Annotated in this window: 15 protein-coding genes; 7 read left to right on the top strand and 8 right to left on the bottom strand. The window is 36.2% G+C overall.

Going from position 1 to position 14,573, the window contains the following annotated elements; all coding sequences use genetic code 11:
* The first annotated feature begins 506 nt into the window (after positions 1-506).
* The 4 genes from FH508_RS06150 (at position 507) to FH508_RS06165 (ending at position 4,901) form a co-directional block, all read left to right on the top strand.
* Positions 507-1,844, top strand: a complete 1,338-nt coding sequence (locus tag FH508_RS06150; RefSeq protein ID WP_173478157.1) for an ABC transporter substrate-binding protein — start codon at positions 507-509, stop codon at positions 1,842-1,844.
* A 182-nt stretch (positions 1,845-2,026) separates the two neighbouring features.
* Complete coding sequence (locus FH508_RS06155) at positions 2,027-2,917, top strand: carbohydrate ABC transporter permease (RefSeq protein WP_173478158.1); 891 nt, start codon at positions 2,027-2,029, stop codon at positions 2,915-2,917.
* Entirely contained in the window at positions 2,917-3,747 is an 831-nt protein-coding gene (locus FH508_RS06160) for a carbohydrate ABC transporter permease (protein ID WP_217270247.1), read from the top strand. Before FH508_RS06155 ends, FH508_RS06160 begins: the two co-directional genes overlap by 1 nt.
* 29 nt (positions 3,748-3,776) lie before the next feature.
* The gene (locus FH508_RS06165; protein WP_139860578.1) at positions 3,777-4,901 is read left to right on the top strand and encodes a Gfo/Idh/MocA family protein; all 1,125 of its coding nucleotides are present in this window, start codon (positions 3,777-3,779) and stop codon (positions 4,899-4,901) included.
* Positions 4,902-5,056: 155 nt separating this feature from the next.
* Here the strand turns inward: FH508_RS06165 and FH508_RS06170 are convergent, their stop codons facing one another.
* From FH508_RS06170 to FH508_RS06185, 4 genes are all read right to left on the bottom strand, one after another.
* Positions 5,057-5,776 (bottom strand): CPBP family intramembrane glutamic endopeptidase, encoded by a 720-nt coding sequence (locus tag FH508_RS06170; protein WP_217270248.1) that lies wholly within the window; start codon positions 5,774-5,776, stop codon positions 5,057-5,059.
* Positions 5,777-5,840: 64 nt separating this feature from the next.
* Positions 5,841-6,536, bottom strand: a complete 696-nt coding sequence (locus tag FH508_RS06175; RefSeq protein WP_173478159.1) for a hypothetical protein — start codon at positions 6,534-6,536, stop codon at positions 5,841-5,843.
* A complete protein-coding gene (locus FH508_RS06180; protein WP_173478160.1) occupies positions 6,533-7,399 on the bottom strand; it encodes an ABC transporter ATP-binding protein in 867 nt (288 codons plus the stop codon). Before FH508_RS06180 ends, FH508_RS06175 begins: the two co-directional genes overlap by 4 nt.
* A 3-nt stretch (positions 7,400-7,402) precedes the next feature.
* Complete coding sequence (locus FH508_RS06185) at positions 7,403-7,762, bottom strand: GntR family transcriptional regulator (protein ID WP_173478161.1); 360 nt, start codon at positions 7,760-7,762, stop codon at positions 7,403-7,405.
* Between the two features lie 396 nt (positions 7,763-8,158).
* Here FH508_RS06185 and FH508_RS06190 point away from each other — a divergent pair, with 396 nt between their 5' ends.
* Entirely contained in the window at positions 8,159-8,383 is a 225-nt protein-coding gene (locus FH508_RS06190; RefSeq protein WP_173478162.1) for a hypothetical protein, read from the top strand.
* Between the two features lie 169 nt (positions 8,384-8,552).
* Here the strand turns inward: FH508_RS06190 and FH508_RS06195 are convergent, their stop codons facing one another.
* Complete coding sequence (locus FH508_RS06195) at positions 8,553-8,873, bottom strand: YflT domain-containing protein (RefSeq protein WP_173478163.1); 321 nt, start codon at positions 8,871-8,873, stop codon at positions 8,553-8,555.
* Positions 8,874-9,422: 549 nt separating this feature from the next.
* On the opposite strand from FH508_RS06195, the gene FH508_RS06200 reads away from it, so the two are divergent.
* Positions 9,423-9,752 carry a four-helix bundle copper-binding protein gene (locus FH508_RS06200; protein WP_173478164.1) on the top strand — a complete coding sequence of 110 codons (330 nt, stop codon included), beginning with the start codon at positions 9,423-9,425 and terminating at the stop codon, positions 9,750-9,752.
* A 612-nt stretch (positions 9,753-10,364) separates the two neighbouring features.
* On the opposite strand, the gene FH508_RS06205 is transcribed toward FH508_RS06200, so the two are convergent.
* Positions 10,365-11,459 carry an NADH-dependent flavin oxidoreductase gene (locus tag FH508_RS06205; protein WP_173478165.1) on the bottom strand — a complete coding sequence of 365 codons (1,095 nt, stop codon included), beginning with the start codon at positions 11,457-11,459 and terminating at the stop codon, positions 10,365-10,367.
* Between the two features lie 353 nt (positions 11,460-11,812).
* Between FH508_RS06205 and FH508_RS06210 the strand changes: the two genes are divergently transcribed.
* Positions 11,813-12,388 (top strand): dihydrofolate reductase family protein, encoded by a 576-nt coding sequence (locus FH508_RS06210; protein WP_173478166.1) that lies wholly within the window; start codon positions 11,813-11,815, stop codon positions 12,386-12,388.
* Between the two features lie 367 nt (positions 12,389-12,755).
* Here FH508_RS06210 and FH508_RS06215 read toward each other — a convergent pair whose 3' ends face one another.
* Positions 12,756-13,076, bottom strand: a complete 321-nt coding sequence (locus FH508_RS06215) for a YflT domain-containing protein (protein ID WP_173478167.1) — start codon at positions 13,074-13,076, stop codon at positions 12,756-12,758.
* 231 nt (positions 13,077-13,307) lie between these two features.
* A complete protein-coding gene (locus FH508_RS06220) occupies positions 13,308-14,540 on the bottom strand; it encodes an MFS transporter (protein WP_173478168.1) in 1,233 nt (410 codons plus the stop codon).
* Between the last annotated feature and the right edge of the window lie 33 nt (positions 14,541-14,573).

The raw sequence follows: 14,573 nt of genomic DNA on the forward strand, positions 1-14,573 counted from the left end.
TTTAATTTGGTATATTTCAGTTGAAAGCGGTAACAGATAAAAAATGAATATTGGGAGGGTGAAAAATGACATTAGAGAGATTAAAATGAATTTTTCCAGCTTTTTATGCTTGTTGTGACGATGGTGTATACATGTATTCTGCTGTAAGAGAACTGGGAACTATAGTTTAGTGAAGTTGGGATCTTAAATAAAAACTTACATGATTTGCATACCTAGGAACATCGTTAACAGAGGAATGTATGGCGTTGCACGCTTTTCTTTAACTGGATATTTCTGAAAGTTCAGTCTTATGGCTTACCTAATCTATCTAGTAAGAAGTTGATAGAAATTAAAACAGGTATTGGTGCATTCTATTTTCTCGTGGGAAGTGTAAGTGCTCCATTGAAGAAATTCCAGCAAGGAATTACATACTAATTGAATTGATGGAGCAATTGCTAATCGTAATACAAGCATTGTTATAAATTTGTTCTTTTCATATTTAAAAATATTTAATGGGAGGTATTTGAATGAAAAAGAAATTATTAGTGCTTTTTGCCGTATTAGCTATGATGATTATTACTGCTTGTAGCAGTGGAGAAAAAGAAGCTACAACCAGCCAAAGTTCTTCAGGGGAATTTGAAGGGGAAATTACAGTTTGGCATTCCTTTACACAAGGGCCGAGACTTGAATTTATGCAAGCAGCTGCAGATTCATTTGTGAAAGAACACCCGAAAGTAAAAATAAAAATTGAAACGTTTGCATGGCCTGAATTTTATACGAAATGGACGACAGGTTTGCAATCTGGACAAGTTCCAGATGTGAGTACAGCATTACCAAACCATGTCGTTGAATTAATCGATGTTGATGCGCTTGTACCATTGAATGATGTTATTGATAACATTGGTAGAGATCGTTTTTATGAAGCTCCATTACAAGAAGGAACAGTGGATGAAAATAATTACTCGATACCACTGTATTCTCATGCCCAAGTTATGTGGTATAGAAAAGATTTATTAGAAGCAGCAGGATTGGAAGTTCCAAAAACATGGGATGAGCTATATGAAACTGCTAAAAAGTTAAATAATGCGCCTGATGTGTATGGATTATCAGTGCCGATGGGATCGGGCGATATGATGGCAACACGATTCCTAAATTTTTATGTGCGTTCTGCTGGTGAAACGTTAATAACGAAAGATGGAAAAGCAAACTTAACGAGTAAAGCTGCAATTGATGGTATCAATTATTGGATCAATATGTATAAAACGACATCGCCTGAAGGCTCAGTCAATTACAAAGTATTAGATCAGGCTAATTTATACTATCAAGGAAAAACTGCATTTGACTTTAATAGCGGTTTCCAAATCGGCGGAGTAGAAACGAATTCTCCACAGTTGCTGGATAAAATTGATGCTGCACCTATGCCAAAAATAAATGCGAATGATCCAGAAAATGGAATTGAAACATCAAACATTCCAGTTGTAGTGTGGAAAAATAGTAAGCATCCTGAAATTGCTAAGGCATTTGTAGAAAGCTTATATGAAAAAGAAGAATACATTAAGTTTTTACATTCAGTACCAGCGGGTATGTTACCAGCTTTAAAAGACATTGCGGAGGACCCAGCATTCTTAAATAATCCGACAATCCAGAAATTTGATCATGCCGTTAAAGTAATTAGCGCAGCCGTAGATAAAGGGACTGCAATCGGTATGGAGAATGGTCCAACCTTACAATCAGGTATTATCGTGAGTCAAGGCGTTATTGAGAAAATGTTCCAAGATATTGTACTGAAAGATGTACCTGTAAACGAAGCTGCGGAAAAGGCCGAAAAGGAATTAAATGACTTATTTAAGATGTTAGGTAAATAAGCAGAGCTCGGACTACACAACTTACGACGCTCTCATAAATGATGAGAGCGTTTGTTTTTTAACTTGTTTTGCAGAAGTTCTCCACTTTTTCAATGTGTGATGTCTCGAAATAAAGTGGAAGCAATTTAGCTAAAGTGTAACTGCAGTAACAGGTCATTACATAACAGGAAAGGAGACGTGACATGGAAAAAAAGCTTAAGTCTTTTAATTGGACAGGTATGCTGTTCGTTTTACCTTCTGTACTAATCGTTATTTTACTATTAATCTATCCGATTTTTTCGAGTATCTATTTTAGTTTTACTTCGAAAAATTTAATCCGTCCATTTTATGATTTTGTATGGTTAGATAACTTCAAATTTGTTTTAACTAATCCAGATTTTTATAGGGCTTTTCTCAATTCAATCAAATGGACTGTTTTGTCGTTAGCAGGGCAATTATTTGTTGGTTTCACTGCTGCGTTAGCCTTAAATAGAATTCCAAAATTCACGGGACTTTACCGAACTTTATTGATTATTCCGTGGGCATTTCCAGCAATCGTCATTGCCTTTTCATGGAAGTATATTCTAAACGATGTATACGGTTTTATACCTAATTTACTTACGAAGCTCGGAATAACAGACGCAAATATTAACTTTCTGGCTAATCCAGATTTAGCTTTTATTGTTGTAGTATTAATCAATATTTGGTTTGGTGCACCATTGTTTATGGTAAATATTTTATCAGCCTTAAAGACAGTTCCATCAGAACAGTACGAAGCAGCCCAAATGGATGGGGCATCCTCCTTCCAAGTATTTTGGCATATTACGCTTAGACATATTCGTGTCGTTATCGGGTTACTGTTAGTTTTAAGAACGATTTGGGTCTTTAATAACTTTGATATCCTATACTTAATTACTGGTGGGGGACCTTCAGATATTACGACAACGCTACCAATCTTCGCATTTAAAGCAGGATGGGGAATGAAGCAGCTTGGTGTCGCTTCTGCCATTACTGTTATTCTATTATTGTTTTTACTTGGTATTTGTTTCTTATACTTTAAATTACTCGATAAATGGGAAAGGGAGGATCGATAATGGTAGGAAAAAGCAAACTATCTACAACATTGAATTATATTTATTTGACTTTATTAGCCATCGTGTCGGTCTTCCCGTTACTGTGGATTATTTTATCGTCAGTAAAGTCCTCAGGGGAAATGGCTAATAATCCACTTTCATTCTTTCCTGAAAATATAACATTTGATTACTATTTCAGAGTATTAAATGACTTATCGTTTACTACCAATATAAAAAATAGTTTATTAGTATCATTTTCAGCGACTTTCATTACCATCGTAGTGTCCGCATTAGGGGCATACGGCATTGTCCGTTTCTTTCCAAAGGCTGGAAAGAAAATGACGAAAATTTTAATTACTACTTATATGTTCCCGCCTATTCTTTTGGCTGTTCCATATTCGATTATTATCGTATCAGTAGGTTTAGTAAATACATGGACAGGACTAGTTATCACATATCTTTCCTTTTCCATTCCTTATGCGATATGGATGCTTATTGGATTCTTTCAAACTGTGCCGTTAGAAATAGAGGAAGCGGCAAAGGTAGATGGAGCTGGAATAGTGCGCACCTTTTTGCAAGTCGTGCTGCCAATTGTAGCACCAGGTGTGGTGGCAACTGCTATTTATACTTTTATCAATACGTGGAATGAGTTTTTATTTGCCTTGCTTCTTATAAATAGTTCTGAAAAGATGCCTATATCAGTGGCATTGTATTCCTTAACAGGCTCAGAAGTTTTGGACTGGGGAGAAATGATGGCCGCATCGGTAATTGTCATTTTACCTTCTATTATATTCTTCATGATTATCCAAAATAAGATTGCAGGCGGTTTATCGGATGGAGCAGGAAAATAATAATTGTTTAAATTGAGAGGAGATTAATTATGAGTCAAATCAACTATGGAGTAGTAGGGACTGGCTATTTTGGCGCTGGTCTTGCAAGAATACTGAACCGTTTAGAAGATGCAAAAATTGTAGCGGTATATGATCCAAATAATGCAGAAGCTGTAGCTGCAGAGCTAGAGTGTGAAGTTGAACCTGATGTTGAAGCATTGTGTCAACGTTCAGATATAGATGCGATTATTATCGCTTCACCAAATGGATTTCATAAGCATCCCGTGTTAAGTGCTGCTCAAAATAACAAACATGTATTTTGTGAAAAGCCAATTGCTTTATCCTATGAAGATTGCAATGAGATGATTGAAGCTACGAAGCGAAACGACGTGACGTTTATGGCAGGGCATGTTATGAATTTTATGAACGGGGTACGTACAGCGAAAAGATTGATTAATGAAGGTGAAATTGGCGAAATTCTTTTCTGCCATGCAGAACGAAATGGCTGGGAAGAAGCACAAAAAGAAGTAAGCTGGAAAAAACAAAGAGAACTTTCAGGCGGTCATTTATATCATCATATTCATGAACTTGATTTTATTCAGTTTTTAATGGGTCCAGCTAAACGTGTATCGATGGTTGGCGGAAATGTTGCCCATCAAGGGGAACAATTTGGTGATGAAGATGATATGCTGCTAATCACGCTTGAATTTGAAAATAAACGATTTGCAACATTACAATATGGATCTGCCTTTAGATGGAGCGATCATTTTGTAAAAATCCAAGGAACAAAAGGTGCCATTTTAATCGATTTGCAAGATGTAAAAGTCGTTTTAAAAACGCCAGAAAAAGAAGAAAGATATTTACTGCATGAATCGAAAGAAGAAGATGAGGATCGTACAAGAATCTATAGTGGGTTAAAGTCTGATCAAGCGATTGCCTATGGTAAACCAAATCAAACACCACCAATGTGGCTGAACTCGATTATGGAAAAAGAAATGAAGTATTTCCATAGCATTATGCAAGGTGCAGAGGTAGAAGAAGAATTTATTCCTCTATTGGACGGTACAGCAGCGAGAGCCTCTATTGCGACAGCAGATGCCCTTACATTATCATTGAATGAAGATCGAAAAGTTAGTGTTGACGAGATTACATCTAAAGGTGTTTATCAAAAGTAATTTTTAATGTTGAATAAAATGATTTAATTCGGGCATTATTAGCGGGCATCCTTTACAGGACAAGCCCATAGTAATGCCCTATTCCTTTCACTACAACAATCTGTATCTTATTAATCAAAAAAACACCTCCTCATCGAAGGTGCTATTTTATAAGATTATAAAGTTGGCAACGGTTGGATGGCTGCCTTTTTCTTAACACGTCGCCATAAAACCAACATATAAACAAATAGAACAAAAATGATAATATACGCAGTTAGCATAGAACTTTCTGCATTTCCCATAAAGTTAAAGAAATTGTTCAAACCATGGAAGAGAATTGTCAAAATAATAGATTGACCATCGATAATAAGTAATGAAAGGACAAGACCTACAAGAAGTGCATAAATAATTTGAATGATTGTATCCTCAATAGATTGCCCCCCAATTAGCTGCAATGCATGGGTGATGCCAAACAGTATGCTCGAAATCCATACCGCAACAAAGGTTCCCTTAGGTAGTAACATACGAAGTAGGATGCCTCTAAAAATGGTTTCTTCAATAAACGCAACAATAAACATTTGCATCAACAACATAAGTAGTAAATCGCTAATGGATGCAAAATTCAAACCTTTTGTACCAATTAAAATAATACATAACACGATAAGGAGCGGTGAGTATACGATAATATTTTCTTTATTGATGCCAATGAAGAAGTAATGGCGCCATTTCTTTTTGATAGCAATATAAAGAAAGAGGCCAATTGCCAAAGGAATCAACAAAGCAAATTGTAAAAAAGGGCTTGATGGCTGTTGAATGGATACGAATGCCCCATTTACAACATAAAAAATTATAAGAAGCATTTCTAAACCAATAATTTTCAAAATGATTTTTTTCATTTCGTCGATTCCCTTCAAAGTTAATGATTTTACTTTTCTTTATTTAATGTTTGAATGCACGGTTTTATGATGGGATTGCAGAAGCTTTTCGTAACGCACTAGAGATTAAGATATAGATAAAAATGATAATAGCTAGTAAGCTAGCGATGATAGAAAAAGCAGAAGTGTTCGAAACTAAATCAAACAGCGGTGTATACCATTCGAAAATAACCATCATGATCGGAATCAACGCAAGTAATCCAATAAAGCTATAGCCACCTAATGTACCAAAGCGGTAAAAGATGACATTTAAAAGCAAGCTTGAAGTTAAACAGAATAGAAGTAACACGGTATCCATCGACATTGTTAATAAAAATGAATCAGAATTGCTGAAAAATAAAATAGGGTGGACGATAATCATATTGTCATAATTTAATAGGTTAGAAATGAGGGCTATGATTTTATGTGTACAAGCGATTACAAATGCACCAGCAAGGCTCCATACGATGAAAAATATGCCAACATTGCACATATACTGCATACGACTTAAACCAAGCTTCAAAAAATAAGGCAAAGTGTTATTTAAAATTTTTGCTCCCTTTATACTGTAAAAAATATAAACAGGTATTGAAATCGTCATAGCAAAGGATACATACTGTCCAAAAAAGGCGTCGATGAAAAAAGATAAAATGACGATTGAAAACACAATCATCCAAAAAATAATATTACTTTTTTTATAGCTTTGAAATAAAACGTATAAGCTACCTTGTACTGTTTTCATTTCGCTAGCCTCGCTTTCTGCTGCTTACTTAAATACACTAATAGGTCTTGTAACGATACATTTTCTAGCGTGATGTTATCTCCTTCAATAACATGACCATCAGCATATACAATGGCGGTCATCTCCTGCATAAAAGTGTGCATGTAAATTACTTCAAAGTCTTTGATTGCGTGCTCGACATCTTGTGTGCTGCCTTTAACTGCAACGATATATTTTTCCCATTCTTCTACGGTTTTTTGAAGCAATATTTCACCTTCGTGCAGGATAAGAATTTCCTCAAACAATTCACTAGCTTCATCTATTAAATGTGTCGATAAAAGAAATAGCCTTGGGTTTTCTATTTGTTGTTCTATTAATAAATCATAAAATGTATTTCTTGCAGCAACATCTAATCCAATATAGGGCTCATCAAATATTGTGATTGTTGCATTACTAGCAAACCCTGTTATAATACCGAGTGCAGAGACCATCCCTTTCGAAAGATTGCGCACCTTATATTTTGGATGAAGAGCAAACACTTGCAGAAGCTCATTTGCAAGCTCACCATCCCACTTTGGATAGAAAAAACTATTGGCTTTTAAACTTTGCGCAACTGTCATATCTTCTTGAAAATTCCTACTCTCAGCGACATAACAAATGTCTCGCAATATCACTGGAGCATTAAAAACATTCTCGCCATTGAAACAAATTTGTCCTTCGGTTGTCGCAATAAGCCCTGCTAAAAGATTGAGGAATGTTGTTTTACCAGCGCCATTATGACCTAACAAGCCAATAATTTTAGGCCCTTCTAGAGTGAATGATACATTTTTTAAAGCATACTTTTGCTTATACAACTTACTTACATTACTCACTTCGATCTTCATACGTTATCCCCTCTGTAACATATTTTGTAATTCTTCATCTGAGATACCTAAACGGATTGCTTCTTTTTTTAATGGTTCAATATGTTGAGCAAAGAAAATTTCCTTCCGTTCGGCTATTAAAATTTTCCGTGCATCAGGACTAACAAACATACCTACACCTCGTTTTTTATAAATGACACCCTTTTCCACTAATTCGTTCACGCCCTTTCCTGCAGTTGCAGGATTAATTTGATATTCTTTTGCAAATTCATTTGTCGATGGAATGCGATCTTCAGATTGTAGTTGCCCATCAAGTATTGCATCTTCAATCCGTTCACGAATTTGTTGGAAAATTGGTTTTTCATTGCTTAAAGAATAAATCACAATCCACCTCCTAGTTAATTGGTTCATTACTTATGTAACTAACCATACAACGTAATAATAAAATTGTCAATTTATAGTTGGTAAATTTTTCTTTGAATGTGCGGAACGATAAAGTTGGAATCAGTAAATAAGGTTTACTGTTATGGAAAAGAAGATGGACAGGACTACCAAGGTGTGGCATTTCAAATGTTCTTTTCTAGAATTATCCTTTTTCAAAAAAATAAATATAATCCCGTTCTACTATTTAGTAAGGGATTATATTACGCTTTTAATCTGCAACAATCGTGCCAGATTGTGGAATAACAATATACTTCGTAATTACGGATTAATGTTAAAATATATAAAGTTATAAATAATAAACTAAAACTAAAGTCTGTCCTCAAGGGGGGAACTAAGTTGAAAATTATTAAAGTAATGCTTGCTTTAATTGTAGTAGCGATTTCAATGTACGGATTAATGACAAAGGATTTTTCATATGCTCCAATATCATCTTTATTGCTTGGAATGCTCTTTGCAATTATGGGAATTGAAGAATATAAAATGAAAGGAAAAAATGGTTGGGGACTGATTCTTATAATAGGATCTTTGTTAATTATTGCGATGGCTCTTTTTAGTTTTTAATTATGTTAGCGTGGCATAACAACTAATAGAATACGAATGAACAACTCGAAAACATTGTAAGTTGTTATTCTGATTGGTTGAATGACCATGTGGAATACAGAGTCCAAGCAATACGAGGAGGACTTGTAAAATGAAAAACAAACCCAGGATTGGATTCCTGGGTTTGTTTTTACTTATTGGCAACTAGGACTAATTTACCTGTATCCAGTTCCTCTTCGTATTGAGCAGCTTCCGATTTACTTAATCCAACAGAAGCTAACTTATTGCGGAGTTCATCTCCACGGGAATTCACCAAGTTCTTCATAGAAGTCAGGAACCCTTGCTCGCTAATACCAGCTTCTTCTGTCCCCAGTGCTTCGTTAATATCATCTTCACGTTCTTCATAGTGTGCAAAGATGTAAATGTTATCTCGAAGATATCCTTGCGCTTCTAATTTCTCCACTTCTTGTTTCGCCTGTACGACGTTTTCTACTGTTAATTTGACTGTCATAATATATCCCTCCTATTTATGTTTACATTTAATCTATTCCACTAAAGTGAATAAATAAAACATAAGGAGAGGGTCACCTTCTATATGTGGTGAGGCTTTATGCTTTTAAAAACTATTAGGTAGTAAACGCAGTGCTCCATTTAAAGAAAGTTTAGGGAAAATTGCAAAAGCGATGTATTCGTCTAGTTGAACTAACGGTAGCGATAGTTCATCTTCCTATAAGCAATTTTAGTGACATTTTAGTTATTTCATTAAAGGGCGCGATTCTGTAATAAGGCTCAGCACTCGTTAAAGGGCCAGATTGTGGAATAAATGTTGTAAAATAATCAAAAGAAATCTATTACCATTAGGAGGGAGGGTATGATGATAAGACTTGTGATTCCACTTCTGTATAAGGGGTCTAGCCAAATTTATACGGATTTACAACGTAAGCAAAGAAATATCCCCAAAAGGTCCTCTTCTTCATCCGTTATTTAATTTTATGTTTAGAGATACGCTGTAGGGGTATACGTATAGAGAGTACCATTTAAAATTTAGGAGGAATAGAATATGTCACATGAACAACACCAAGAATTAATCCAGGCTTTACACCAATGTATGGCTGCCTGCAATCACTGCTTTGATGCTTGTCTAAAGGAAGACGATGTAAAGATGATGGCTGAATGCATCAGATTAGACCGAGAATGTGCAGATATCTGTAACTTTTTAGAGCAGGCGTTAGCACGAAATACACTATTTGCTTCAGAGCTTGCATCAGTATGTGCGACAGTATGCGAGGCGTGTGGCAATGAGTGTAAGAAACATGATCATGAACATTGCCAGCAGTGTGCGGAAGCTTGCTTCAAATGTGCAGAGGCTTGCAGAAAGCTAGCTGCTTAATTTTTTTCTTACTTGAAAGATACTTTATTCAAGCATAAAGTATTTTTTCACGAGCGGGGACGTCCAATTGTTGGGCGTCTTTTTGTTTTTTTGCATATTAAGCATATGTGGACAGTTTCGGCATCGTTCTCAAGATTTAAAGCAATCGGCATTTTTATCTTTTCTATACTTCAATTACCGCACAGCACCTTTGAATGTAAAATGATATTCCACAATCTGGCGCTTTCCTGAAATAGGGGAAGGCCCTAAAATAAAAAACAGATAGGACAGTATCAATAAATAATACTAGTTCTACCTGTTTCAATGATCAAACTTTTCTTACCTATAACTATACCAATATTAAACTACTGTTTTTTGCATGTAATAACCTGCGATAAATCAGTAAATGCTTCACCATTAATACAACTTTCATTAAGAAAAGGGAGTTTGCAGAAGCCTGTGAATAGCTCTAAAAAATAAATGGAACATCACCAAATTTACAGATAGTGACATAAAAATAATTAATGAAAATGGCATAAGACGCTTAATTAAAAAGAACGCCCACAATGGATTTGGACAATCGCTAGCATCAGTATTTAGGTCAGTTCGCCTTAGATGTTCCTTTTTTTACAATTATTTTACGCCTGGCACCCAACCGACATTACGTTTCATCATGTTCATTAGCGGTTCTGGAATGTTATTATCACGGCTCATATCCATTTCAGTAATAACTGGTTCACCAGCTGCTACTTTTTCTACCCAGTGTGGTTCAATTAATAGCTCGCGACCAAGTGCAAGTAAATCAGCACCCGTTTTCATCGCTTCTTTCGCATCTTCTGGTGAATAAATAGAACCAACGCCTATCAACGGGACACGACCGTCAATCACGCGTTTTATAATTTTAATACGGTTTTCTTTTTCACCGCTATAACGACGCGCTTCTGCACGGAAATCACCTAATGAAATGTGTAAGTAATCGAGCTTTTCATCTGCTAAACGATCTACAAGTTGAACCGTTTCATCTAGAGTGATACCGTCATCTTCAGGCTCTTCTGGGCTAAAACGATAACCAACGATAAATTGGTCATCAGCATATTGCACTTTTGCACGGTTTATACTATCGATGATTTTTAATAAAAATGTCATACGTTTTTCAACAGAGCCACCGTAACTGTCTGTACGTTTATTTGTAAAGCCTGAGAAGAATTGTTGCAATAAATACGTATTGGCACCGTGAATTTCCACACCGTCAAATCCTGCTTCAATTGCACGACGTGTCGTTTCACCAAATGCAAAGACTATTTCCTCAATTTCTTCTACCGTTAATGCACGAGCCACACCGCCATCTGCTGCAACGGTTTCACTTGCGCTTACGACATCGCCATTTGGCACAAGGTCACGTACTGCTTGGCGTCCACCATGATAAATTTGTAAAATTGCTTTTGCTCCACCATCGTGAATCGCATCAGCAATACGTTTTAAGCTCGGAATATATTCATCGCTATGCGCAGATATTTGACCTGGGAAGCCTTTCCCATTAGGAATTACGTACGCACATGCTGTAATCACCATACCGACGCCATATGAGCGCTCACGGTAATATGTAATCTCCGCATCTGATACTGTATCATCAGCATTTGCTGAGTAAGTTGTCATGGGCGCCATCATGTAACGATTACGAATTGTGACGCCGTTTTTAAAAGTAAATGGTGTTAAATAAGTTGTCATGTTATTCACTCCTTCTAAAACAAGAGTAAATTTATAGGATTTAAAAGTCAAAGATTGCGCTTGACTACTATATTTTATTTCCTGAATCATAATAAAAAGCAGTAGAACATAGGGATCGTTGTGTTAAATCACTATTTAGATGGTTACATGAAGTAAAGAACTTCCATTCAATTAAGACACTCATGTAGAAATGGGTGTTTTTTTATTATAGGACCAAATTGTTTAATAAAGAGATTTTGCAATCTAGAAGAAATTATTGATTGTTATGTGTGCTATACTTGACTTTGCACATGACATTAATGAAAACTGCAAAGTATAATGTGACATCCCTCATGAACAAAGGAGAACTGAAAATGAGAAAACTTGTTCTATTTCTGCACACATCGCTTGACGGTTTTGTAGAAGGGCCAAACGGTGAAATGGACATTGGTTGGGTTTCCTACGATTCTGATTTGGAGAAACATGCGAAAGAAATTCTGAGTACTGCCGACACTGTTATTTGGGGACGTGGGACTTATCAGATGATGCACAGTTACTGGCCATCTGTGCCTTCGAACCCATCAGCTTCGCAGTACGAACGGAATCATGCCGAGTGGATCGAAAAGACAGCCAAAATCGTTTTTTCTACGACGCTGGAGAAAGTCGAATGGAACAATTCTAGTCTGGTGAAAGAAAATGTCGAGGAAGAGATCAAGAACCTCAAACAGCAGCCAGGCAAGGATATGGTCATCCTAGGAAGTCCTAGATTCGCACACTACCTTATGCAGTTTGATTTAATTGATGAGTATAAAATTACGGTTTCTCCCGTCCTTGTCGGCAGCGGGTTGCCGTTATTCCAAGGTCTAAAGGAGAAGGTCAATCTTAAACTTATCGAAAACAAGACATTTGATTCTGGAGCCATAGGTCTCGTTTACCAGACGGTTAGATGACCTTGTCACCTAAAATAGATTACGCTAACAAGATTACGTTAGCACAATAAAAGCAGCGGCAGTCTAGGTCTTTCGAGTTCCTAGGCCGTCACTGCTTTTTTTACGAGTTAGTCTAATTCAGTTTGTCGGGTGATAGACAAACTTTGAAATTGTAATTGTATTATCTTGAAATCAAGTCTTCCATATAAGAATCCGATTCTGTAGCAAGAATCCACGCTCGTTTTCATTAAAGGGCCATATTCCAATAAAGAAGGATGGGTTTTTATTCTGATTGCTTGAAAGGCCATCTGGAAGACAGAATTCTAGCAATACGAGGAGGACTTGTAAAATGAAAAACAAACCCAGGATTGGATTCCTGGGTTTGTTTTTACTTATTGGCAACTAGAACTAATTTACCTGTATCCAGTTCCTCTTCGTAGTGAGCAGCTTCCGATTTACTTAATCCAACAGAAGCTAACTTATTGCGGAGTTCATCTCCACGGGAATTCACCAAGTTCTTCATAGAAGTCAGGAACCCTTGCTCGCTAATACCAGCTTCTTCTGTCCCCAGTGCTTCGTTAATATCATCTTCACGATCTTCATAGTGTGCAAAGATGTAAATGTTATCTCGAAGATATCCTTGCGCTTCTAATTTCTCCACTTCTTGTTTCGCTTGTACGACGTTTTCTACTGTTAATTTGACTGTCATAATATATCCCTCCTATTTATGTTCACATTTAATCTATTCCACAAAATTGAATAAATAAAACATGGAAAAAGTCACCTTATGTGATAAAAGGCAATCACTTAAGCTGTATACCTGCATTTTTTATCGTTCATAATTACAGGAGGATAGTTGAAAAACAATCATCTACAATCGGCCGCTTTTCTGGAATTCAAAAAAAGATCTTTGGCTGCAATAGCTGTCAGGTCCTTATTTTTATGCCATTTTATTGGTTTTTTCAATATCTTCTACTTTGATATACTTCAAGACAACGAACAGGAGAATAAATCCCAATACACTTGCCGTAATATAGCTTGCATTGAGATAGTTTTTCATGACTAGTGACATAATGGGAGGGCCAGCTGCAACGCCTATAAATCGTGCCGAACTGTAAAAAGAGGATACTGTTCCCCTTAATTCTTTTCTAATATTGTCAGTAATAATTGTGTCAAGTGCAGGTAATAGGGCACCGATAGCAATCCCCACTATACTTGTGACCACTAATAAAAGAATCAGCTTTTTGCTTGTAAACCCAACAAAGATAATACCGACAGACATTGCGATTAAGGAGGTAATGATTATTTTTTTAATTCTTCCAAGGTTTCCTTTAATTTTCCGCCCAGATATAAATGAAGCTATACAAAGTAATAATAGCGGGATGGCCAAGACAAACCCTTTTTTAATACCTTTTATATCATGAACTTTTTCGAGGTTTTCGGACAAGAAAAATAGCATACTAAATAATATGAGCATCACAAGGATCCCGTTAAGGAATACGGTATACAACCATTTTCCTTCCTCCTTGAAAACTTTTTTAGTATTTTGTAAAAACTCTTTGAACTTCAATGGTTCATCATCATCTTTCGGAGCTTTAACGAAGAAAAAAATAAGTACAATCGAAATCAGACTAAGCGCTGAAATGGAGAAGAAGGGAAGGAACCATAAAAAAGCTGCAAATATTGAACCTAGAATGGGGCTTAACACTTTCCCAAACGTGTTAGACGTTTCAATTATCCCTAATGTAGAGCTTATTTTTTCGTCATCATCCTGATAAAGATCACCTACAAGAGGCAATACAATTGGCATGGCACCAGCAGCACCTATTCCTTGAATAATTCTGCCCACAATGATCATTGTATAAGGGTCATCCATTTTCCATGAAGCAAATCCAGCAATTAGACCACCGATTAAAGCTAAAATTAAGCTCGGTAATATTACTATTTTTCTGCCGAAGCGGTCCGATAAATAGCCCGCTACTGGGATAAGAAAAATCGCTGCGACTGAATAGCTTGTAATGATCATGCTGGACTGAAATGAAGTAATCCCGACCTTATCTTCCAGTTTTGGGAGCACGGGAATAAGCATCGAATTTCCCAATGTCATGATAAGTGGAATGGAAGTCAAACTTACAATACACCAGACACTAACATTAACCTTCTCTTTGTCCATTACCACACCTCGTCTAATATTCTTTTTAAGGTA

Source organism: Lysinibacillus sp. CD3-6 (assembly GCF_006351725.2).
In the GTDB taxonomy this organism is placed as follows: Bacteria; Bacillota; Bacilli; order Bacillales_A; family Planococcaceae; genus Lysinibacillus.